Below are 21,102 nucleotides of genomic sequence, written 5' to 3' on the forward strand. Positions count from 1 at the left end.
CGATTTTTTGGTTAAAAATAAAGCGCCATTTGGCGCTCTATTTTGCATCATTCATGAACCAACGTAGGAAATTTGGTCTCGATAGATGCTTACTCTATCATGGCTGGCTGGGCCAGGTTGTCGGCACGCCACAGACGGTAGCGCACTTCATACTCCTGCGGGACGTAGAGCACGAACGGCAGCTTGGAGTTGTAGTTCACGAAGAAGCCCTGACCATAGATCTGGACGAAGGTCTCTTTCTTCTGGGCATCCGGGCAGGCCATCAGGGTGCTGATGGGATCGGAAACCTTATCGAGCATCAGGTAGTTGTAGCCCCAGCCCTTGACGCTGTGCTGTTCCAGATTGCCGGCGAAGCGCGGCACATTGCAATCGACCATCATTTTCTTGCCGACCTGCAACTCGACCATCATGTCGGCTTCATTCTCGACTTCTGGCAGGCGGATGACGACACGTTCCTGGTTTACTTCGGCGGCCGGGAACATGCTGATATCAAATTTTTTCGGTTCGGCGGCGAAGGCATGGCCGCCCAGCAACAAGGCGCCCAGCAGGCTAAAACGCAATACGGTTTTCATCTGTACCTCATGGGGTTGGTTCAACGCCGCTAGACTAACCGCTCTGCCCGTTTCATGCCAGCGATCTGCGGTGCAAATCATGCTGGATCCGGCACAGGATGACGTGTTTTGGTTGTTTTCTGACAGGGTGCACACTCCTTGTGCGCCTCACCGGCTAGGGGCTGGGGTAGCCGGCACCGGGCCCTGTTTTTCAGCTGCATTCCCTGCCCACCCCTGTGCAATCAGCGTATCAAGAGGATCTGTTTGGCCGAGACGCCGGGTGCCCGCTTGCCTTGGGTATTCATAGTACTCGCGGTACTCGCGCCCGGCCTGACAGGCCTTGAGCAGAGGGGGAGTCCCCTGGTCCAACAGATACTGCCCCGAGCTGCCGTGGTGGTTGCTTTGCAGCAGGTGGGGCCGATTAGCGATGAGTGCGGAGTTGTTCTCTCTTCGGCTGTGCTGGCGCAGACGCAATAAAAAGCCCGCTGAGAGAGCGGGCTGTTCATGGCGGGTTGGCTTGGCCTCAGGGGGCGCGATAGAAGCGGTTTAGCTCATTCATCACCTGGATCATGACGCCCATGTCGGGGGTGTCGTGCTTGATGGGACGGTAGCTGTCGCGCTCCAGCAACTCGAAGTCACCCTGCTTGTTGAAGTGGGTGATGGTGTTGTCCTGATAGATGGCAAAGTCGCGCTGATCTCCCGCCAGCACCCAGTTGCGCGGGCTGGTGTCGAACAGGTTGCGGCCTATGCTGTAGTCCCGCGCCGGATTGCGTACCCCCAGCATGTTTTGCATCAGGGTCGGCACCAGATCCACATGACTGCTAGCCTGGCTCAGCGGCAGGGTGTCATTGCCCGGCCAAGCCAGCACGAAGGGCACCTGCACCTGGTAAGGTGAGTAGTTGGTGCCATAGCCCCAGCTGTTGCTCTGGGTTTCGTTGAATTCCTGACCGTGGTTGGCGGTGATGACGACTATGGTCTGCTCATTGAGCCCCTGTTGTTGCAACTGGGTCAGCATCTGCTCCAGCAACTGATCGGTATAGAAGACGGTGTTCTTGTAGCGATTTTCCAGCTTTTGCAGGTTCTCGGTCTGATAGGCGGTGGCCGGATTGAACTTGGTCAGCTCGGGCTGGAAGGGTCCCTTGATGTTGGCTGGCAGTTGGTAATCACCCGGGCTTGACAGATAGACCAGCGAGAACCAGGGCCTGTCCGGTGAACGCTTGGCAAGCCACTGCTGCCAGTCGTCGATCAGCTGTCTGTCATCGGTCTGCTCTGAGACAAATACCTGCTTGCGCAGGCCCGAGAGTATGCTCTGGCGATACTTCTGGGCATCGTCCAGCGCGCCGAACAGACCAAATTGGTAGTCCTGGCGCAACATCTCGTCGAACAGTACCGGTGGCGTCTTGTCGTTGCGAATGTCGTCGTAATAGTGGCCGGGCAGGCCATAGAAGAGGCTGAACATCCCCATCACATCATTGTTGCCGCCACTCATGTGGTTGGCAAAGTGGAGGTGCTGATCCGCATAGCGCTGCAGATTGGGCATGTTGATGTTGTTGAGCATGTCGGCCCGCAGCGAGTCTACCACCACGATCAACAGATTCTTGTGCTCGACGGGAGCATTGACGCTGAGCGGACGCAGCGGGTAGCGCAAGCGGCTCGCGCGGTCGCCATCCTGGGATTCGGCTTGCTTCTCGTACTGATCCAGATCCAGCCAGCCGTGTTTGGCCAGGAAACTCTTGGCGGTCATGGGGTAGGAGAGGGGGAAGTTGGCACGTTGCATCGTGATGGGCTGATACAGGGTGGCATCAGCCCAGCTGTTGACCACGTGGGTCAGAATGAAGCAGACCAGCAGGGCCAGCCCCACCTGATTGCCATACTGGCGGCGTTTGCGTTTGTTGATCTTGCGCCACACATAGGCCGACAGCAGCAGTTGCAGCAGAAAGATGGTCGGCACTGCCACGAAGATGATGCTCCAGATCGAGCCCTCCTCGGTTTGGGCCTGATCCAGCAGCAGCTGCCATACCTGACCGTTCAAGTGGAACTTGAACAGCTGGAACACCTGGGTGTCGATGAGCAGCAGCACCTGCGCCAGGGTGGCAATGATGGCCGAAATGAAGCGCAGCGCCTTCTCGTTGGGCAGCACGAAGGTCAGCGGGAACACTGTCAACAGGTAGGTGACAAAGCTCAGAAACGAGAAGTGGCCTATCCAGCTGATGATGAGATAGGTCACGCCGAGCGTGCTCGACGGCCAGCTGATAGCCCCCAGATAGCGGGTGGCAATCAGCATGGCCAGTATGATGTTGAAGAAGGAGAACCAATGCCCCCAGGTGATCAGGCGAGAGACATTATCACGATAGGGGTTGCCGGTTTCGACCATAGTGATCCATCTGCGTTGAGAAACGTCAAAAAAAAGCGGCGATTCAGTGTGCGTCGTGGCGATTGTCGACCGAGGAAGTCAGTGCCTGGACAAATTTTTCAGTGATCGCCTGGCGTTGTGCCGGGGCCATGCCGTTGATGATATTGGTGGTCACGTTACCCAGCACCATCAGGCTGAGGTCGACTGGCGCTTTGTGCTTTTCCAGTACTGTGATCAGGTCATTCATCAGGTCATCAAATTGCTGGTTTGTGTACTTTGATACGATGGACATAATCTTGAGTTCATCTCGGTTCAAAGCGCCTTATAATACTTCACCCTTTCGGCTAACACTATGGCTTTGTGACATGAGTCTCGATATCGACAAGATCATTCTTCACTCCCTGCGCCAGGGCGGCGATGGTCAACCTCACGCCGACACCCGCAGCCAGACCCTGCCTGCCGATGAGGCGGTACAGGGGCTGATGGCGGAGCTGCATCGCATTTACAACGGCAAGGGTGGCAAGGGTTTTGGCTTCTTTGCCGACCCAGAAACTGCCGTGGCTGAGCTGGCGGAGGGCGAAACGGCCCCCAAGCAGCCTTCTCCCGCCTTTCGCATCGCCCTCGAGCAACTGCTCGGCGAGCAGAGCGAATTCGTTCCCTTTTCGGTCAACATGACCCATCTGTTGGTGAAAAACCTGGTGGAGCACGCCCTCGACGAGCAGGGGGTGCTGCTGTTTGCCAAATACAACTATGTCGGGGTCGATTATCTGATGCTTGCCCTGCTGGAAGGCAAGGAGAGCGTCACTGTCAGCGAGGCGCTGGACTTGCGCCATATTCATTATCTGGATATCGGCAAACTCAATCTGGTGGCTCGCATCGATCTGACCGAATGGAAAACCCAGCCAGACTCTCGCCGTTATATCACCTTCAGCAAGGGGCGGGTCGGCCGCAAACTGGGCGACTTCTTCATGGATCTGCTGGGTGCCCGCGAGGGGATGGATGCCAAGGTGCAAAATAAGGGGTTACTGCAGGCGGTGGACGATTATTGCGACAGCCGCCAGCTGGAGCCGGCCGAGCGCAATGACTACAAGAAGCAGGTCTTCAAATATTGCACCGAGCAGGCCAGCGCCGGAGAGGAGATCGAAATCAAGGATCTCTCTGCAGAATTGCCGGGCGATGGCGACCTCGATTTTTACAGCTTCATCGGTCAGGAGTATGAGCTGGAAGATCGCTTCCCCGCTGATCGTTCCACTCTGCGCGGCCTGACCAAGTTCGTTGGGTCCGGTGGTGGTCTGACCCTGAGCTTCGAGCAGAAGTTGCTGAACAGCCGGGTGTTTTACGATGCCCAGACAGATACCCTGACCATTCGTGGTGTGCCGCCAAACCTCAAGGATCAGCTGCTGCGCCAGTCGTAATGTGATCCGCTTACCATTTTTGGCAAAAAGACACCGCACTTTGCTGCGGTGTCTTTTTATTTAAAGGGGTAAGGCTTGCCGAAACCAACTCGGTGCTTTGTTAACAAATTAAACAGAATAATCACCATGAAAGGGTTTTCAATGAGGTGAAAACCCTTTCAATTGTGTTTTTTTATTTCTGTTTGGTAATTTAATTTCCATTTTTGGCGAGGAATATGCCAATAAATGGCGATAACCCCCTGAAATAAGAAAATGTTTTCAGAACTTGTTGGAGGAAAACACGTAATTGCATTTCAAAAATGCGAGTTGCGTCATGTGAGGGGGTGACGGCTTGGGATAATATTCATCCCGCACACAATGCTCTTACAGCGCGGAACTAATACAAGGAAAGGCTCATGAAAAAGAAATTGCTGTCATCCCTGATCGGTCTGGCTACTCTGGGCGTAGCCTGCTCTGCCACCGCCGCCATTGACGAGGGTCAACTGACCATCTGGATTAACGGTGACAAGGGATACAATGGTCTGGCCGAAGTTGGCAAGAGGTTTGAAGCCGAAACCGGCATCAAGGTGAGGGTTGCTCACCCTGATCAGGTGGAAGTGAAATTCCAGCAAGCTGCTGCCACCGGCAACGGCCCGGACATCTTCTTCTGGGCTCACGACCGTTACGGTGAGTGGGTCAAAGCCGGTCTGCTGGTTCCGGTGACGCCGAGCGCTGAGACCAAAGGCAAATTTGAACAGCTGGCATGGGATGCCATGACGGTGGATGGCAAAACCTATGGCTATCCGGTTGCCATGGAAGCGGTCAGCCTGATCTATAACAAGGATCTGCTGCCTGAGCCGCCGAAAACCTTCGAAGAGATCGCCAAGATTGACGAGACCCTGAAGAAGAGCGGCAAGCGCGCCATCATGTGGGCCTATGACACCCCCTATTTCAGCTACCCGCTGCTGGCTGCCAACGGTGGTTACGCCTTCAAGAAAACCGCTACCGGTTATGACGTGAAAGATACCGGCGTGAACAACGCGGGCGCCAAGCTGGGCGTGGGCTACATCTCCGAGATGATCAAGTCCGGTCATCTGGAAAAAGGCATCGACTACGGTGTGATGGACGCCAAGTTCAACAAGGGCGAAGTGGCCATGATGATCAACGGTCCCTGGGCCTGGAGCAACCTGGACAAGAGCGGCATCAATTACGGCGTCGCGCCGCTGCCGACCCTGAACGGCAAGCCGGCTAAAGCCTTCGTTGGCGTACTGGGTGCCACCATCAACGCCGCCAGCCCGAACAAGGATCTGGCCATCGAGTTCCTGGAAAACTACCTGCTGACCGATGCCGGTCTGGCACCGGTTAACGCCGACAAGCCGCTGGGCGCCGTGGCACTGAAATCCTTCCAGAAAACCCTGGAATCCGATGCGAACATCAAGGCCACCATGCAAAACGCCCAGGCCGGCGAGCCGATGCCATCTGTTCCCGAGATGAGCCGTTTCTGGTCTTCCCTGGAAACCGCCCTCAAGAACGTGACCTCCGGTCGTCAGGGTGTTGACGAGGCACTGGATACCGCTGCCAAGCGTATCGTTCAGTAAGCACGCACGACCCGGGAGGCCGCAATGGCCTCCCACTCTCTCAAATATCTCTTGGCGTTATAAAGGTTAATTGGCATGGAAGTAGTACCTTCTGTTGAGTCCTATGCCGGTCCGAAGGATAAGCACACTTGGCTTAAGTGGACCATCGCTGCTCTGGTTGCCATCCTCAACGGCTACGCAGCCGTATTGATGTACGCCAGTGGCGAGTGGGTATTCGCGCTGCTGTCTCTGGTGGTGGTTTCCGTCGGTTTGTATGTCTTCATGAACAAGAAGACCTATGCCCACCGCTATATCTTCCCCGGTGTGGCTGGCATGGTTGTGTTTATCATCTTCCCTCTTGTCTACACGATCGGCATTGCCTTCACCAACTATTCTGGAACCAACTTGCTCTCCCTCGAGCAGGCGCGGGATTACCATCTGAAAAAAAGCTACAAGGTGGCGGGCGGTGAGTTCGATTTCACCCTGCTGGGTGGCGACAATGGCCAGTTCCAGCTGCTGCTGACACAGGATGATCACTCCTTTATCAGCCAACCTGTTTCCCTGATGACCAACAAGGCCCGTGCGCTGGCGTCCCGTGAGGGCAGAGTGCAGAGCTCCCAACAAGTGGTTGAGTTGCAGCCCTTCACTGGCGAAGCCGCCAGCCAGGCCGCGCCGATCCGCACCATCGTTGAGCATCGTTCTCACCTGAGTGACCTGGATCTGGTTCTGCCGGACGGTGGTACCCACCTGACCCTGAGCAGCCTGCGCAAGTTTGCCGCCCAGAAGCAGCAGTACACGCGTCTGATGGATGGCGCCGTACTCAGTTCCGGTGTGGTCATCAATGATCGCAACCTGTTGCGTAACACCCAGACCGGCGAGCTGATGCTGCCCAACGGTGACACCGGCTTCTATCAATACATCGACGAGCGGGGAGAGTTTGTCGGCAAGGGCATGGCGCCGGGGTTTGTGGTGAGTGTGGGGTGGAAAAACTTCGTGCGCATCATGACAGACCCGGGTATCCAGGGTCCCTTCATGCAGATCTTCATCTGGACCGTGATCTTCTCCACCTGCTCGGTTGTTTTCACCCTGGCCATCGGCATGGTGCTGGCCTGTCTGGTGCAGTGGGAGTCCCTCAAGGGGCGCGGTTTCTATCGGGTCATGCTGATCCTGCCCTACGCGATTCCGGCGTTTATCTCCATCCTGGTGTTCAAGGGGTTGTTCAACCAGAACTTCGGTGAGATCAACATGTTCCTGGAAGCGGTGTTTGGCATCAAGCCGGACTGGTTTACCAACCCCTTCCTGGCCAAGGTGATGATCCTTATCGTCAATACCTGGCTCGGTTACCCCTACATGATGATCCTCTGCATGGGCCTGCTCAAAGCCATTCCGGAAGATCTCTATGAAGCGTCCGCCATGGACGGGGCGGGTCCGGTGCAGAACTTCTTCAAGATCACGGTTCCGCTGTTGATGAAGCCGCTTACACCGCTGCTGATTGCATCCTTTGCCTTCAACTTCAACAACTTCGTACTTATCCAGTTGTTGACCAACGGAGCTCCGGACATCATAGGCGCCAGTACCCCTGCCGGGACCACGGATCTGTTGGTGAACTACACCTACCGGATCGCGTTCCAGGGCTCGGGTGGTCAGGACTACGGTCTGGCCAGTGCCATTGCCACCGCCATCTTCCTCATTGTCGGCGCGCTTGCACTGCTCAACCTGAAATTGTCCAAAGCCGACAAGCAACACTAAGGAGGCTTCTCAATGGCTATCGTACAACCCAAATCAGTCAAATACCGGGTGTGGGCAACCCACCTGGTCATGTGGGGCTTTCTGGCGCTGATCATCTTCCCGGTGATCATGGTCATCGCCATCTCGTTTCGTACCGGTAACTTCTCGGTCGGGGAGATCATCCCCTCCAATCCGACCCTGGATCACTGGAGGCTGGCGCTGGGTATGTCCATCACCAACGCCGATGGCAGCATCACGCCGCCGCCGTTCCCCGTGCTGACCTGGCTGTGGAACTCCATCAAGATCGCCGGTATCACGGCCCTGATGATAGTGACGCTGTCGACCACCTGTGCCTATGCGTTTGCCCGCCTGCGTTTTCGTGGCAAGTCCACCATCCTGCAGGGCATGCTGATTTTCCAGATGTTCCCGGCCGTGCTGGCGCTGGTGGCTATATATGCGCTGTTCAACAAGATTGGTGACTATGTGCCCTGGCTGGGTCTCAACACCCACGGTGGCCTGATCCTGGCCTACATGGGCGGCATAGCGCTTCACGTGTGGACCATCAAGGGCTACTTCGAGACCATCGACTCCTCGCTGGAGGAGGCGGCGGCCATCGATGGGGCGACCCCCTGGCAGGCATTTCGCCTGATCCTGTTGCCCCTGTCGGTGCCTATCCTGGCGGTGGTGTTCATTCTGGCTTTCATCGGCACCATCACAGAGGTGCCTGTGGCCTCCATCCTGCTGCAGGATGTGAACAACCTGACCCTGTCGGTCGGTGCCCAGCAATACCTCTATCCGCAGAACTATCTGTGGGGTGACTTTGCCGCCGCCGCTGTGCTGTCGGGCCTGCCCATTACTGTGGTGTTCCTGATGGCTCAGCGTTGGCTGGTCGGCGGCCTCACCGCCGGTGGCGTGAAAGGTTAAGTGGCGCCACACAGCCAGCACCCAGGTGTTCCTGCTGGTCTATCGCAGGGTTGGCTGGTCGGCGGCCTCACCGCCGGTGGCGTGAAAGGTTAAGTGGCGCCACGCAGCCAGCACCCAGGTGTTCCTGCTGGTCTATCGCAGGGTTTGCTGGTCGGTGGCCTCACCGCCGGCGGCGTGAAAGGTTAAAGGTTTATGGCCGGGGGAGCTGACTCCCCCCGCTATCACGATTTGCACAGATTTCAGAGCGGAGCTCGTCATGGCTGAAGTAGTACTCAACAACGTTCGCAAGAACTACGATCCGGCGGTCCACAAGGACACGCTGCGCAACATCAACCTGGCCATCAAGGAAGGGGAGTTCATCGTCTTCGTCGGCCCGTCCGGCTGCGGCAAGTCCACCTTGCTGCGAATGATCGCGGGCCTGGAGGACATCACCAGCGGTGAGCTGACCATCGACGGTCGCTACATGAACGACGTGCCGCCGGTGGAGCGCAACGTGGGCATGGTGTTCCAGTCCTACGCCCTCTACCCGCACATGAACATCTACGAGAACATGGCCTTTGGCCTCAAGCTCAAGAAGATGAGCAAGGAGAACATCCACAAGCGGGTGATGCGCGCCGCCGAGATCCTGGGGCTTGAGCCGCTGCTTGACCGCAAGCCCAAGGCTCTTTCCGGCGGTCAGCGCCAGCGGGTGGCCATCGGTCGCTCCATCGTACAGCAGCCCCAGGTGTTCCTGTTCGATGAACCTCTGTCGAACCTGGATGCGGCCCTGCGGGTCAAGATGCGCATCGAGATCGCCAAGCTGCACAAGGAGCTCAACTCCACCATCATCTACGTGACCCACGATCAGGTGGAAGCCATGACACTGGCCAACCGCATCGTGGTGCTGAGCCCGCTCAAGGGCGATGCCGAGACCAACCTGGAACAGTTCGGCACCCCGCTCGATCTCTACCACAACCCGGATAACAAGTTTGTGGCGGGTTTCATCGGCTCACCCAAGATGAACTTCCTGACGGGTGAGTTGCAGGAAATTGGCGAGCAGGAGTGCCTGGTCAAGCTCACCTCCGGCGATACGGTGCGGGCGCGGGTGGATGCCCGTCGTGGCGCTGTCGGTGACAAGGTGGAGCTGGGCATTCGTCCCGAGCATCTGTTCCCGCTCACGCACCCCCATGCACACAGCAAGGTGAGCGGTGTGGTGCAGGTGGCCGAACATCTGGGCGCCGAGTCGTTCGTCTATATGGATGTGGATGGTCATGACTTCACCGTCAAGACCACCTCGGATGTGGATGTGGCGACCGGTCAGACCTACAGCGTGGGTATCCCGGCTGAAGCCTGTTATCTGTTTGACGCTAAAGAGCAGGCATTCCCTCGCACCGCCAAGTACATTCGCACCTGATTTTTTTGCGCTGGTATTCCTTAGTATGCAATGCCTTTTTGCCGGTCGTCAGACCGGCTTTTTATTGCCTGCGGTTCGGGTTCCCGCCTGCTTGACAGACTCCTGTCGCTTGATCGGCTCCGCCTGCAAGTTGGGGGGGGGGACTCAGAGAGGCGCGGGCGTTGCTTGTCCTTTTCCTTGGGTATGGAACTCTCCTTTTGAGCCCTTTCTGTGCGTCACCCCAGCTTGCACCAGGGGGGCGCGACTACCGAGGGCTGCGTGTTACACTGCCGCCCCGTCAGTTGGCAACAGGAGAAAACATGAAGCCATTTATGGAGATAGCGGGCCGCCAAATGGCCTATCTGGACGAGGGGCAGGGACAGGTTCTGTTGTTTGGTCACAGTTACCTGTGGGACAGCGCCATGTGGGCGCCGCAAGTCGCCGCGCTCAAGGGCCAGTATCGCTGCATCGTGCCCGAGCTGTGGGGGCACGGTGATTCTGACCGGTTGCCGGACGGTCCTTGCACCCTGACGACCCTGGCACGGGATCACCTGGCCCTGCTCGATGCTCTCGGGATCGACGAGTGCGTGCTGGTGGGCCTCTCCATCGGCGGCATGTGGGGGGTAGAGTTGGCCAACATGGCGCCGGCCCGTATCAAGGGTCTGGTGCTGATGGACAGCTTCGTTGGCCTCGAGCCCCAGATCACCTGCGAACGTTACCTCGGCATGCTCGCGATGATCGAGCAGCTTGGCACTATTCCGGCGCCCATCGTCGAACAGGTTGCCCCTCTCTTCTTTGCCAATCAGCCCGATGCGGCTTTGTTGGCCCATTTCACGGCGCGGTTGGCGGCCTGGCCTGCCGACAAGATTGCTGCCATGGTGGCGGTCGGTCGCAGCTTCGTGACCCGGGAGGATCGCATTGACTGGCTGGAAGAGATCACGGTGCCGGCGCTGGTGATGACCGGCTGCCAGGATAAGGCGCGCCCAGTGCTGGAGGGCTATCTGATGGCCGAGGTGCTGGGTTGCCCCTTCAAGGAGATCCCGGCTGCGGGTCATATCTCGTCGTTGGAAAATCCCGCCTTTGTCAATCAGGCCCTGGCCGCATTTCTGGCCGACCGCTGAGACCGATACGCCAGCTTTGCCTGACCAAGAAGGGAGCCATTGGCTCCCTTCTTGCTTGTGAGGACGTGGCGACTGACCAGATATACCCGATCCCGCATCTGGCGTAGTGCCCCCCTGCTGCGTTGGCACTGTGAGGCTGGATACTCGCGCACTTTATCAGGGGGCCGACAGCGCCAGATAGGCCATGGTCAAGATGACACAGGGCCTCTTCGAAAAGATGCCCTGTGGGGATGAACCGGGAGTGCGAGAAGCGGCCTCGTCAGGCGTCAGGCTGGAGGGCGTCATCGCGCTTGGGCCAGGCATTGATCACTGCCTTGACCAGGGTGGCGAGAGGGATGGCGAAGAAGACCCCCCAGAACCCCCACAGGCCGCCAAACACCAGCACGGCAATGATGATGGCTATCGGATGCAGATTGACCGCCTCGGAGAAGAGCAGGGGCGCCAAGAGATTACCATCCAGGGCCTGGATCACCAGATAGGCCACCATCACCCAGACGAACTCAGAAGAGAATCCCCATTGAAACAGCGCCACCATGGCCACGGGGACAGTCATTACCGCTGCGCCTATATAGGGAATGAGCACAGAGAAACCCACGGCTACCGCCAGCAGAGCGGAGTAGCGCAGGCCCATCATGGCAAACGTAATGTAGGAGGTCACCCCGACGATCAGGATCTCGATCACCTTGCCCCGCACATAGTTGATGATCTGGCCGTTCATCTCGGTCCCGACCTGCTTGACCAGGGCCCGATTGCGCGGCATGAAACGGGCGAGCCCCGAGAGCAGCAGCTGCTTGTCCTTGAGCATGAAGAACACCATCAGCGGCACCAGAATGAGGTAAATGAGCAGGACCACCACGTTGACCAGCGAACTCAGTGATGCTGTCACCAGATGCTCGCCGCCACTGAGGATGCGCTGACGGATGCTGTCAATCAGAGTCTCGACCAGGGTGACGTCGATAAACTCGGGATAGAGCTCTGGCAGGGTGCGGACATACTCTTGGGCATGGGCCAGCATGGAGGGCGCCTCCTTGATCAGATTGATGCCCTGGCTCACCAGGGTCGGGATCAGACCCAGCAGTGACATCACAGTCACCGCGATAAAGAGCAGCAGCACCAGCGTGGTGGCGAGCGTGCGGGAGAGGCCGCTCCGTTGCAGCCTGAGTACCGGCCACTCCAGCAGATAGGCCATGACGATGGCCACGAGTATGGGGGTCAGCAGGCTGCCAAACAGCCAAAGCATGGCAAAGCTGAACACCAGCAACAGGAAGAGAGCGACCGCATCCGGGTCGGAAAAACGGGTCTGATACCAGCGCTTTAGTACTTCTAACATGACAGCATCCTTTCGTGACGGGGGCTCATGATGGCTGCTTGGCCCCGACAACCAACTGTAAAAAGATCGTATTGTCCGGCGCCTGTCGCAGCCTGACGACGTGTCCCAGGCGTTGCAAGTAGGCCGGAATATCCTGCCGGGAGCCAGCATCGGCCAGCTGAATGGTCACTGTTTGGCCACTTTTGGCTTCCCTTAGCCAGAGCTTGAGCCGGATCAGTGGCTCGGGGCAGCGCCAGGGGGTCAGATCGAGGTGTTCCATGAGGGCTCCAGCAGGCGTTAGGCGACTATTATGGCCGTGATGAGAGCACGAAACAACGCTTGTAGCCCTAGAGGGGCAAGGGTATTCTGCCGAGGTCCCTACTGATGGAGATAGAGATAACGTGGCACGCTTTTCCCCTTTGATGGCATCGCTTCCCCTGCTGGCTTCCCTGATGGGTGCCACTTTCCATGCCCAGGCGAGCAACCAGCTTCCTGATATCGGCACCGCCGGGGTGGCGGCCCTGCCCATCGAGCAGGAGATGCGCTATGGCAACGCCTTCATGCGTTTCGCCCGGGCTGGCCTGCCGATCATCGATGATCCTGTGCTGAACCAGTACATCGATGATCTTGGCCAGCGGCTGCTCTCCAACGCCGATGGGGTACGCTTCCCGTTTACCTTTTTCCTCATCAATGATCCCAGCATCAACGCGGCGGCCTTCCTCGGCGGACGGGTCAAGGTGCACACAGGCCTGTTCCTCTACGCCGACAGCGAGAGCGAGCTGGCCTCGGTACTGGCGCACGAAATCACCCACGTGACCCAGCGCCACATAGCCCGCTATATGGAGGCGCAGGCGAGCACCTCCGCCATGACCCTGGCCGGGCTGGTGGGCTCCATCGCGCTGGCGGTGATCAACCCCACCGCCGGTATCGCCGCCCTGCAGACCACGCTGGGCCTCTCCATGCAGTCGGCCATCAACTACACCCGCGAGAACGAGTACGAAGCGGACCGGATCGGCATGAAGACCCTGTATGACGCGGGCTTTGATCCCATGGGCATGGCCAACTTCTTCCAGAAACTGGCGGCCGAGTATCGCTACGCCAGCAAGCCACCCGAGATGCTGCTGACTCACCCGCTGCCCGAGACCCGGATCTCCGAGGCCCGTGGCCGCGCCTCCAGCTATGCTCGCCGCGACTTGCCCCCCAGCCTCGACTTCTGGCTGGCCAAGGTGCGCATCCAGGTGCGCTATGGCACCGAGAGCCCGCAGGCGCTGCTCAGCTATTTCGACCACCGCCTGCAGAAGGGGGATTACCCGCTCAAGGATGCGGCCATCTACGGCAAGGCGCTGGCGCTGTTGCAACTCAAACGCACCGACGAGGCCGATGCCCTGATGCAGGAGCTGGCGAGCCGTCACCCGGAAGATCTGTTCGTGGTGGATGCCCTCACCGACATCGATCTTGCCAAGGGGCGCAGCGCCCAGGCTATCGCCCGGCTGGAGAAGTTCCGCACCCGCATGCCGGACAACGAAGTGGTGGTGGTCAACCTCGGTAACGCCTACCTCGAGAGCGGCAACTACAAGAAATCCATCGCCATTCTTGACCCCTATGCCCGCGAGCACCCGGAGAACAATCTGGCCTGGAACCTGCTGACCGATGCCTATCGCAAGGCGGGGCGGATGACGGATCTGCACATGGCGCGGGCCGAGATACTCTCCCTGCGCGGGGATTATCAGGCGGCCATCGACGAGCTGATCGTGGCCCGTGGCACCACCAGCGACAAGCTGACGCTGGCCCGGCTGGAGGCGCGCATCACCGAGCTGGAGCGGGCGAAGAAAGATCTCGACAGCCTGAAAGGGTGATGAGTCAGAGGTGCGGTGAAGCGGGGTGTGCCAGCAATGGGACACCCCGTTTCTTTACCCATCGGTGCCAGGGCATCGTTCAGACCAATCCTGTCGTTATGTGTGGGCAAAGGGCAGGATGGGGCCGGGCTAGCGAGATGCCGCAGCCTGCTCCTTGAGGGTGGCAATCTGCCGCGCATCGAGCTCGCCGACGATTGTCTGTTGCAGCTTGCCCTTTGCATCGAGCAGATAGCTGGTGGGCAGTCCGGTTGGGCGGGGGAAGGGCAGGCTTGCCGTGTCATTGGCGATCAGCAGTGGCAAGGTGACCCGGTAGCGGCTCGCCAGTGATGCCAGCTCGGCCGGGATGGCCGGATCATAGTGAATGGCCACTACGGTGAGGGAGCCCTCCTGCGCCAGCGCCTCCAGCAGTGGCAACTCGCGCAGGCAGGGGGCGCACCAGGGGGCGAAGTAGTTGATCAGCAGCGGCTTGCCAGTAAACTGGGCCAGTGTCACCGGCTGGCCCTGGCCGTTCGTGAACTCGGGCGCCGGGGAGCAGGCGTTCAGCAGACCGGCCACAATCAGCCAACAAATTCGTTTCAATTCCTTTCCACTGCCGCTTACCCTGACCATCAGTTTCCCCTACAATAGCGCCGTTTCTTGTCCCATCTTGCGATCAATCAGGGAGTTACCATGAGCGAGACCCAAATTTACCACAATCCGCGCTGCTCAAAGAGCCGTGAAACCCTGGCCCTGCTGGAACAGCACGGGATCGCCCCTGATGTGGTGCTCTATCTGGAGCAGGCACCGAGCGAGGCGCAAATCCGCACCCTGCTGAGCCAGCTCGGTTTCGCCGATCCGCGCCAGCTGATGCGCACCAAGGAAGCGCTCTACCAGGAGTTGGGGTTGGGCGAGGTGAACGGTGATGCCCTGATCCGCGCCATGCAGCAGCACCCCAAGCTGATCGAGCGCCCCATTGTCATCAACAATGGTCAGGCCCGTATTGGTCGTCCGCCCGAGCGGGTGCTGGAGATCATCAAGTGAGTACCCGCTTCGCTCATCTGCTGACCCTGGTCGGCTTCTTTGGCTTGCTGGCCTGGGTCATCATCTGGCACCTGTTTCTCTCGCCCCACCCTGATCTCAACCCCTGGCTGCTGCCGGTGATCTGGACGGTGCCGCTGCTCTTCCCCCTCAAGGGCATAGTGCAGGGCAACCCCTACACCCATGCCTGGGGCAACTTCGTGTTGATGCCCTATTTCGTCCACGCCCTGACCCTGATCACCACGGATGAGGGAGAGCGCTGGTTGGCGGTGGTGGAGCTGGTATTCGCCACACTCGCCTTCGTCGGCACCATCTATTACGCCCGCCTGCGTGGCCGTGAGCTGGGGCTCAGCATTCGCAAGAAGAAGGGTGAGCCTTCACAGCAAGAGAAATAAAGAGCTGAGCCAGCGGGCTTTTATCTACAAACCGGACCCAGGGTCCGGTTTTTTTATGGCTGAAGGCCAGCGCGGCCGCCCCTCTTGCGATAGTGGGTGAGCTGTTGCTCGCTAAAGCCCATCAACTGGGGATAGAAGCGCAGAAATCCCTGCTCGCTATTGTGCCAGCTGGCGTCGTCCAGGGTGGCGAGGGCATCGCCCAGCAAGATGGGTCGGCGCAGTCGGTGTCCTATGCCGTTGAGGGCACGGCCCAGCCCCTCCCTGTGGCGATAGGAGGCGATCCAGTTCTGCTCCGCCATCCGTTTGAGCGCAACGGGCAAGCCATCCGGCAGGTGCTGATGATCCGCCAGCAGCTGCCCATAACTGTGCTGTAGAAAACGGGGCAGAGGCGCTTCGCCAAATTGCGGCCAGTGCAGGCTGAGCCAGTGGTCGTAGAGCATGTCCACCAGAATGCCGCCAAAGCGGCGCCAGGGCGCCTCGAAGCAGGCCACTGCCGCCCTGTGCTCGGGGTGGGCATCGGTAAAGGCATCTATCTTGCGATGCAGCCAGATCCCCTCATCGAAGTGAGCAGCAAGACCCGTTGGCAGCGGCCCCTTGACGAAATCCCCCAGCAGGTTGCCGGTGAGGGAGCTTTGGGTATGGGCAGCCAGATGCAGGTGAGCCAGATAGTTCATGACGGTGGATGTCGGCCAGCAAAATGGAAATGCTGGTGAGCCTAGCGGATCCGGCCGCACTTGCCTATGGCTGACTGGCCGCGGGCGCACCATGGCACAAAAAGCCCGATACGCGGGTCGGGCCGGACAGGGTTGGCGGCGCTAGATTGCCAGAAAGCCGAGGATCAGGATGGGGCCGAGCAGGCTGAGGATAAATCCCGAGACAATCGCCACCGGCACCACCTGAATGCCGCCGGACTTCTGGATGACCGGCAGGGTGAAGTCCAGCGCGGTGGCGCCGCCGTAGCCGATGGCGGCGGAGGGGTGGCGACGCATCAGCATGGGAATGATGAGGATGGCGATAAGCTCGCGGCCCAGATCGTTGATAAAGGCGGCCGAGCCCAGCACGGGCCCCAGCTTGTCGGCAACCAGAATACCCGACAGCGAATACCAGCCGAAGCTGGAGCTGAGCGCCAGAGCGTGGCTCAATGGCATACCCAGCAGCTGGGCCGCCAGCACGCTGCCCAACCAGCTGCTGATGATGACGGTGAAGGCGATCTTCATGCCCCAGGGGTTCAGCAGTATCTGGCGCAGCTGCATGCCGGAGTTGCGCATCTGTACCCCGATGAGCAACAGCAACAGCATCAGCGCCCACTCGCTCCATGTGTCGATGGGCAGGGCCCGCAGATCCATCAGCAGCCCCAGCAGTACGCCCCCCAGCACCACCAAGCAGAGCTGCAACGACTCCCACAGCAGGTGCAGCTTGCTCGGCATCTTGGCATCGCTGGCCTCATGGGTTGGCGGGCTGCGCCTGTCCAGCCACCAGAGCGCCAGCAGGTTGCAGACGGTGATGGCGGCCAGCATCACCCCAGCCACCTTGAAGATCACCGCCAGATTGCTGCCGAGGTTGTCCACATAGGCCAGCCCCAGCCCCATCAGAAACAGGATGAGGTAGACCATCTTACCAAGGGACTGATTGACCAGCTTGATGAGCCGGGCGGAGGAGAGAGGGATCAGATAGCCGACGCCTAACGGCAGCAGGATCAGCAATACATTGAGCAACATCGGGGCCTCGAACACGAAAACTGGTAAAAATAACACCTTATCACTACTTATTGGCTCTGTGTCACATTTCTGTGAGTTTGGGTGGCTCATCCGGGGCTTTTTGTCCGGTTGTTATGTTTTTGGTGCAAGCCGCTGCACGCATTTGGTTCAAAGGCCCACCCTGGTGCGGCAAGGGGGGAGCAATGAAATCAAGGCCATCGCCCAGTTTTCAACAAGATGCAAACAGTGACCGGATGAATAAAGTCGCCTGCTCCGTGTTCCTGTCATGATATCGAAATGTGCTTGCCACCCTTGTGATCAGGGTATAAAAAGGCGGTGGCACTCGATTGGCCTGAACCGGGTTTTATGCAGACAAAGTGCTGAAAAATACCATCGAGACCAATCAAAATACAGACAAAACACCAAAGACCTCTGTTCTGTATTGTTTTTTAACTATTCGAGTGATATTTTCGCTGAAGGTTGCCATCGGTTAACTTTTTGTTAAATTCATGGTGGTGTGAGTCACGCCGTAGCGGCGTCTAGGGACAGACAAGGTTGTAATGGATGAGTGACGTTGCCGCACTGGAAGTTCGTGAACTGCACAAGTATTTCGGCACCCACGAAGTGCTCAAGGGCATCGATATGACCGCCCACAAGGGGGATGTCATCTCCCTGATAGGCTCCTCCGGCTCGGGGAAGTCGACCTTTCTTCGTTGTATCAATCTGCTGGAAACCCCCTCTTCCGGCACAGTTTCACTCCATGGCGAGCTTATTCGCATGAAATCCAACCGGGCCGGTGAGCGGCAGCCGGAGGACATGCGTCAGGTGGAGCGCATTCGCAGCCGGCTGGCCATGGTGTTTCAAAGTTTCAATCTCTGGTCGCACATGACCATCATGCAGAACATCATAGAGGTACCCATTCAGGTGCTAAAGATGCCCCGCGCCGAGGCCATCGCCAAGGCAGAACACCTGCTCAACCGGGTGGGGCTGTGGGAGCGGCGCGATTACTATCCCGGTCACCTCTCCGGTGGCCAGCAGCAGCGGGCGGCCATCGCCCGGGCGCTGGCGGTGGAGCCCGACGTGATGCTGTTTGATGAACCCACCTCGGCGCTGGATCCCGAGCTGGTGGGGGAGGTGCTCGGCCTGATGCGCGAGCTGGCCGAGGAGGGGCGCACCATGCTGGTGGTGACCCACGAGATGTCGTTTGCCCGTGATGTGTCGAACAAGGTAATGTTTCTGCATCAGGGGCGGGTGGAAGAGGAGGGCAATCCCCAGGAGATCTTCGCCCATCCCAAGTCTGAACGGTTCAAGCAATTCATCTCCTCCATCTATTGATGGGCGGGATGGTTTATCAGCAAGCCGCAACTTCAACAGTCGACGTTTTTATCAAGGAGAGATACATGAACAAGCTGATGCTGGCGACTGCCATAGTCACTGCCCTGTCTTCCGGCAGCCTGATGGCCAAGGAGTGGAAAGAGGTACGGATCGGGGTCGAAGGTGCTTATCCTCCCTTCTCCTGGACCGAGCCCAGTGGTGAGGTGAAAGGTTTCGACATCGACATCGCCAAGGCCTTGTGCGAAGAGATGCAGGTGAAGTGTACCCTGGTCAAGCAGGACTGGGACGGCATCATTCCGGCGCTGCTGTCGCGCAAATATGACGCCATCATTGCCACCATGGATATCACTGAGGAGCGCAAGAAGAAGGTGGACTTCACCCAGAAGTACCAGCACATTCCGGCCCGCTTCGCCGCCAAGAAGGGCACCGAGGTCAAGCTCGACAAGGCCTTCATGGATGGTAAAACCGTGGCGGTGCAACGCGCCACCTCCATGGATACCTTTATTACCGACAACTTCCCCAACGCCACCATCAAGCGTTACGGCACCGCAGATGAAGCCTATCTCGATCTGAAATCTGGTCGGGTTGACTATGTGATGGCCGATTCTGCTGCCATCACCGACGGTCTGCTGAAGAAAGAAGGGGGCGATGCCTACGAGTTCGTTGGCCCGAAACTGACCGACCCCAAGTGGTTTGGCGAGGGTGCCGGCATCGCGGTACGCAAGGCTGACAAGGATCTGAAAGAGAAATTCAACGCCGCCATCCTGGCGCTGCGCGCCAGCGGCAAGTACAAGGAAATCAACGACAAGTACTTCGACTTCGACGTCTACGGCGAGTAAGTCCAAAGCCCTCGACAGCGAATAACGACAGGTTGATCCCGTCAGTCGTCATCGGGCCCGTTGCCTTCCTGCTGGGAGCGACGGGCCCGCTTAGTTGCAATGGAGCTGCATGTGTTTGGTGTGAAAGGATATTGGGACGGGCTGGCCCGCTCAATGCGTTGCAATGGAGCCGCATATGTTTGATTTGAAAGGATACGAAGCCTCCCTGCTGGAGGGCGCATGGGTCACGCTGGAGGTGGCGCTGGCCTCACTGCTGCTGGCGCTGCTGCTGGGCATGCTGGGGGCGCTCGCCAAGCTCTCCCCCTACAAGTGGGCACGCGGCATCGCGACCACCTACACCACCGTCATTCGCGGCATTCCCGATCTGGTGTTGATGATGCTGCTGTTCTTCGGCGGCCAGGTGCTGATCAACAGCCTCTGCAGCTGGGTCAACGAGACCTACAACAGCTGGTTGCTGGAGAGCAATCCCAATCAGGAGTGGGTCTCCCTGCTGCCTGACTACATCGACATCAGCCCGTTTGCGGCCGGGGTGGCCACCATCGGCTTCATCTTCGGCGCCTACATGACAGAGACCTTCCGCGGCGCCATTCTGGCGGTGGACAAGGGGGAGCTGGAGGCAGCCCGCGCCTTTGGCATGCGAGCGACCCAGGTGTTTGTGCGGATCCTCTTCCCCCAGATGATGCGCCATGCCCTGCCGGGCTTTGGCAACAACTGGCTGGTGCTGCTGAAAACCACGGCGCTGGTTTCCATCATCGGGCTCGATGACATGGTGCGCAAAGCCTCCCTGGCGGCGGGGTCGACTCAACAGCCCTTCACCTTCTACATGGCGGTGGCCCTGATCTTCCTGATCTTCACTGCGGTCTCCACCTCGGCACTGAAATGGGCCGAACGTCACTATGCGATAAAGACGAGGTAAGCCATGGATTTCTCAATCATTCTCAAAGAGTGGCCCACCTACTGGGAGGGGCTCTACACCACAGTGCTGCTGGTGGCGGCGTCCCTGGTGCTCGGCCTGGCCCTGGCGGTGCCCATGGGGATACTGCGCAACAGCCGCAACTGGCTGATCAAGGGGCCGATCTGGGCCTATATCTACTTCTTTCGTGGCACCCCCTTGCTGGTGCAGCTCTTTATCATCTACTACGGCGCCGCCCAGTGGGAGTGGCTGAAAAACAGCGCCGCCTGGGATCTGTTCGCCCAGGCCTGGTTCTGCGCCCTGCTGGCGTTCACCCTCAACACAGGTGCCTATACCGCCGAGATAGTGCGCGGCGCCGTGCTCAACATGCCCAAGGGGCAGATTGAAGCGGCCAGCGCCTTTGGCATGACCCGCTGGCAGACCCTCACCCGTATCATATTGCCCAACTCGTTTCGCCGTGCGCTGCCAGCCTACAGCAACGAGGTGATCTTCATGCTGCAGGGCTCGGCGGTGGCCGGCATCATCACCATCGTCGATTTGACCGGCGCGGCGCGGATCATCAACTCCCGCTACTACAGCCCGTTCGAGGCGTTTTTGACCGCAGGCCTGCTCTACATGCTGCTGACCTTCGTCATCGTCTGGCTGTTCAAGAAGTGGGAAGCCCGCTGGCACGCCCACCTGCGCCCCCGCATCGTGTAATCCCATAAAAAAAGCCCGCAGC

General features: G+C 58.7%; 21 protein-coding genes. 13 read left to right on the forward strand and 8 right to left on the reverse strand.

Translation table 11 applies throughout. The annotated features are described in order from the left end of the window. Positions 1-89: 89 nt before the first annotated feature. From eco to WJM78_RS07220, 3 genes are all read right to left on the reverse strand, one after another. On the reverse strand, positions 90-572 hold the full coding sequence (eco, locus tag WJM78_RS07210; protein WP_042034517.1) for a serine protease inhibitor ecotin: 483 nt from the start codon (positions 570-572) through the stop codon (positions 90-92). Positions 573-1,074: 502 nt separating this feature from the next. Next, positions 1,075-2,925, reverse strand: a complete 1,851-nt coding sequence (locus WJM78_RS07215) for a DUF3413 domain-containing protein (RefSeq protein WP_042034516.1) — start codon at positions 2,923-2,925, stop codon at positions 1,075-1,077. A 43-nt stretch (positions 2,926-2,968) separates the two neighbouring features. Then, positions 2,969-3,196: a YejL family protein gene (locus WJM78_RS07220; RefSeq protein WP_339014776.1), complete on the reverse strand. Its 228-nt coding sequence runs from the start codon at positions 3,194-3,196 to the stop codon at positions 2,969-2,971. A 73-nt stretch (positions 3,197-3,269) separates the two neighbouring features. On the opposite strand from WJM78_RS07220, the gene yejK reads away from it, so the two are divergent. From yejK to WJM78_RS07250, 6 genes are all read left to right on the forward strand, one after another. Next, on the forward strand, positions 3,270-4,319 hold the full coding sequence (yejK, locus tag WJM78_RS07225; RefSeq protein ID WP_339014779.1) for a nucleoid-associated protein YejK: 1,050 nt from the start codon (positions 3,270-3,272) through the stop codon (positions 4,317-4,319). Between the two features lie 395 nt (positions 4,320-4,714). Continuing rightward, positions 4,715-5,896 (forward strand): maltose/maltodextrin ABC transporter substrate-binding protein MalE, encoded by a 1,182-nt coding sequence (gene malE, locus WJM78_RS07230; protein ID WP_042034512.1) that lies wholly within the window; start codon positions 4,715-4,717, stop codon positions 5,894-5,896. A gap of 75 nt (positions 5,897-5,971) precedes the next feature. Then, positions 5,972-7,624 carry a maltose ABC transporter permease MalF gene (gene malF / locus WJM78_RS07235; protein WP_042034511.1) on the forward strand — a complete coding sequence of 551 codons (1,653 nt, stop codon included), beginning with the start codon at positions 5,972-5,974 and terminating at the stop codon, positions 7,622-7,624. Positions 7,625-7,636: 12 nt separating this feature from the next. Next, the gene (gene malG / locus WJM78_RS07240; protein WP_042034510.1) at positions 7,637-8,527 is read left to right on the forward strand and encodes a maltose ABC transporter permease MalG; all 891 of its coding nucleotides are present in this window, start codon (positions 7,637-7,639) and stop codon (positions 8,525-8,527) included. A gap of 256 nt (positions 8,528-8,783) precedes the next feature. Beyond that, a complete protein-coding gene (locus WJM78_RS07245; protein WP_108537544.1) occupies positions 8,784-9,920 on the forward strand; it encodes an ABC transporter ATP-binding protein in 1,137 nt (378 codons plus the stop codon). 299 nt (positions 9,921-10,219) lie between these two features. After that, positions 10,220-11,020 carry an alpha/beta fold hydrolase gene (locus tag WJM78_RS07250; RefSeq protein ID WP_339014786.1) on the forward strand — a complete coding sequence of 267 codons (801 nt, stop codon included), beginning with the start codon at positions 10,220-10,222 and terminating at the stop codon, positions 11,018-11,020. Positions 11,021-11,279: 259 nt separating this feature from the next. Here WJM78_RS07250 and WJM78_RS07255 read toward each other — a convergent pair whose 3' ends face one another. Both WJM78_RS07255 and WJM78_RS07260 read right to left on the reverse strand, forming a co-directional pair. After that, positions 11,280-12,350 carry an AI-2E family transporter gene (locus WJM78_RS07255; RefSeq protein WP_275929903.1) on the reverse strand — a complete coding sequence of 357 codons (1,071 nt, stop codon included), beginning with the start codon at positions 12,348-12,350 and terminating at the stop codon, positions 11,280-11,282. 25 nt (positions 12,351-12,375) lie between these two features. Beyond that, entirely contained in the window at positions 12,376-12,609 is a 234-nt protein-coding gene (locus WJM78_RS07260) for a sulfurtransferase TusA family protein (RefSeq protein WP_339014790.1), read from the reverse strand. 121 nt (positions 12,610-12,730) lie between these two features. Between WJM78_RS07260 and WJM78_RS07265 the strand changes: the two genes are divergently transcribed. Beyond that, positions 12,731-14,185 (forward strand): M48 family metalloprotease, encoded by a 1,455-nt coding sequence (locus WJM78_RS07265; protein ID WP_353842883.1) that lies wholly within the window; start codon positions 12,731-12,733, stop codon positions 14,183-14,185. Between the two features lie 129 nt (positions 14,186-14,314). Here the strand turns inward: WJM78_RS07265 and WJM78_RS07270 are convergent, their stop codons facing one another. After that, positions 14,315-14,794, reverse strand: coding sequence for a TlpA disulfide reductase family protein (locus tag WJM78_RS07270; RefSeq protein WP_339014793.1), 480 nt, complete (start codon positions 14,792-14,794; stop codon positions 14,315-14,317). Positions 14,795-14,854: 60 nt separating this feature from the next. Between WJM78_RS07270 and arsC the strand changes: the two genes are divergently transcribed. Both arsC and WJM78_RS07280 read left to right on the forward strand, forming a co-directional pair. Beyond that, positions 14,855-15,205, forward strand: a complete 351-nt coding sequence (gene arsC, locus WJM78_RS07275; RefSeq protein WP_108537548.1) for an arsenate reductase (glutaredoxin) — start codon at positions 14,855-14,857, stop codon at positions 15,203-15,205. After that, the gene (locus WJM78_RS07280) at positions 15,202-15,597 is read left to right on the forward strand and encodes a DUF2069 domain-containing protein (protein ID WP_042034500.1); all 396 of its coding nucleotides are present in this window, start codon (positions 15,202-15,204) and stop codon (positions 15,595-15,597) included. Before arsC ends, WJM78_RS07280 begins: the two co-directional genes overlap by 4 nt. A 53-nt stretch (positions 15,598-15,650) precedes the next feature. Here the strand turns inward: WJM78_RS07280 and WJM78_RS07285 are convergent, their stop codons facing one another. Further along, positions 15,651-16,271, reverse strand: coding sequence for an ACP phosphodiesterase (locus tag WJM78_RS07285; protein WP_287146710.1), 621 nt, complete (start codon positions 16,269-16,271; stop codon positions 15,651-15,653). A 141-nt stretch (positions 16,272-16,412) separates the two neighbouring features. Further along, positions 16,413-17,315, reverse strand: a complete 903-nt coding sequence (locus tag WJM78_RS07290; protein ID WP_339014802.1) for a lysine exporter LysO family protein — start codon at positions 17,313-17,315, stop codon at positions 16,413-16,415. A gap of 543 nt (positions 17,316-17,858) precedes the next feature. On the opposite strand from WJM78_RS07290, the gene WJM78_RS07295 reads away from it, so the two are divergent. From WJM78_RS07295 to WJM78_RS07310, 4 genes are all read left to right on the forward strand, one after another. Continuing rightward, positions 17,859-18,629: an ABC transporter ATP-binding protein gene (locus tag WJM78_RS07295; RefSeq protein ID WP_042034497.1), complete on the forward strand. Its 771-nt coding sequence runs from the start codon at positions 17,859-17,861 to the stop codon at positions 18,627-18,629. 65 nt (positions 18,630-18,694) lie between these two features. Further along, a complete protein-coding gene (locus tag WJM78_RS07300) occupies positions 18,695-19,468 on the forward strand; it encodes an ABC transporter substrate-binding protein (protein ID WP_042034496.1) in 774 nt (257 codons plus the stop codon). A 175-nt stretch (positions 19,469-19,643) separates the two neighbouring features. Beyond that, positions 19,644-20,384 (forward strand): ABC transporter permease, encoded by a 741-nt coding sequence (locus WJM78_RS07305; RefSeq protein ID WP_042034495.1) that lies wholly within the window; start codon positions 19,644-19,646, stop codon positions 20,382-20,384. Between the two features lie 3 nt (positions 20,385-20,387). Continuing rightward, complete coding sequence (locus WJM78_RS07310) at positions 20,388-21,080, forward strand: ABC transporter permease (RefSeq protein ID WP_042034494.1); 693 nt, start codon at positions 20,388-20,390, stop codon at positions 21,078-21,080. The last annotated feature ends 22 nt before the right edge of the window (positions 21,081-21,102 follow it).

The organism is Aeromonas popoffii (assembly GCF_037818705.1).
Taxonomy (GTDB): Bacteria; Pseudomonadota; Gammaproteobacteria; order Enterobacterales; family Aeromonadaceae; genus Aeromonas; species Aeromonas popoffii.